Genomic DNA, 1,520 nt, shown 5'->3' on the forward strand with positions numbered 1-1,520 from the left:
TGGACTGATATACTAAAAGCGCACACCCTTGACAAAAATAAAGTCAAGGAGATGATGCAAAAATGGGAAGCAAGTACACAGAGGAATTTAAACGAGAAGCACTGAGATTATGCGCTCAACAAGGAGTACGAGCAGCCGGCGAAAAGCTAGGAATACCTGTTAAAACCTTGTACCTGTGGCAACGCAAGGAGCGATTGGGACAGGGCAGGCCACTAAAAGGACTAAAACCCGGCGAGACAGCTGAAGAAGGCTTTAAACGGTTAGAACGCGAGAATGATGAATTACGTGAGGCCAATCAAATTCTAAAAAAAGCCATGGGTTTTTGGCGGGTCGATAACCGGGAAAAAACCGCGAGAGCTCTATGCCTGGATAGATAAAAACCACGGTACATTAAGTATTGCCTTATGTTGTGCAGCATTGGGCATACGCCGTGAAGGCTATTATGCTTGGCAAAAGCGCCCTGACCGCAGGGAACGGGACAAGGCGTTGGTATCGGCCCTGAAGCAAGTGCGAAAAGACCATCCCACCTATGGAGTAAGAAGTATGATTGAAGCCTTACCCGACTTATTAAAACCGAGCTATGGGAAAGGCTATAATATCTGCCGGGAATACGGCTTGTTGCAAAAGCGGCGTATACCAAAAGGAATAACCAGAACCAATCCGGCAACACAGATGGCTGAAGATTTAATAAAGCGTGATTTTACCGCTGAGAGTCCCAACAACAAATGGTTGACCGATATCACCGAAATGAAGTGCAGAGACGGCAAACTCTATTTATGCGCTGTACTAGACTGTTTTGATGCTTCTATTGTTGGATTTTCTATGGACAGCAACATGAAAGCACCGCTATGTACAGCAGCATTGAATCAAGCAATAAAGCGTTATGGCAAGAGCGAAGAACTGATTATCCATTCAGACCGGGGAAGCCAGTTTACCTCACACTTATTCAGGGAAACCCTGGTTAATAAAGGTTTGAAACAGAGCATGGGAAGGACAGGAAACTGTTTTGACAACGCCCGGATAGAGAGTTTTTTTGCCACTCTGAAAAAAGAGCTTATTTACAGATTGCCGCTGTATAAGATGAGCAGATCCGATGTTTGCCAAAGGATTTTTGATTGGATCGAAGGCTATTACAACCGAAAAAGAAGGCATACGGCCAATGAACAAAATCTTCCGCCACTTGTTAAGCGTCGGCTTTTCCAGCAGCGGATTAAGGCGGCGGCATAATATATTACTAAAACCAGGATGGCCCATTCCTTTTTGAGTCGCAAAAAGCCTCAGCGGACTTGACATCCACCCCGTATGTGAATGCCAACAATTGCGACGGGGAGGCTGGGAATGAAATACAATGGTTCTGCCCCGTCGATAAACCATTGTATCACATACGGGGACTCCGTCTGTAAAGTCCGCTAAGCTAGTTGAAAGCGCGGTTTCTTTCGCTCCTGGGTTAGCCAGGAATGTTTTGATTGGCCACATTATATTGATGTTTTGGGTGTACGCTTTTCTTGACTTTTTCATAA

General features: G+C 45.2%; 2 protein-coding genes. Both read left to right on the top strand.

The features are described from left to right. The first annotated feature begins 62 nt into the window (after positions 1 to 62). Complete coding sequence (locus JCM14374_RS12795) at positions 63 to 377, top strand: transposase (protein WP_054698174.1); 315 nt, start codon at positions 63 to 65, stop codon at positions 375 to 377. 19 nt (positions 378 to 396) lie between these two features. Further along, the gene (locus tag JCM14374_RS12800; RefSeq protein WP_242849002.1) at positions 397 to 1,227 is read left to right on the top strand and encodes an IS3 family transposase; all 831 of its coding nucleotides are present in this window, start codon (positions 397 to 399) and stop codon (positions 1,225 to 1,227) included. Positions 1,228 to 1,520: the final 293 nt, after the last annotated feature.

Source organism: Syntrophomonas palmitatica JCM 14374 (assembly GCF_001311885.1).
In the GTDB taxonomy this organism is placed as follows: domain Bacteria; phylum Bacillota; class Syntrophomonadia; order Syntrophomonadales; family Syntrophomonadaceae; genus Syntrophomonas_A; species Syntrophomonas_A palmitatica.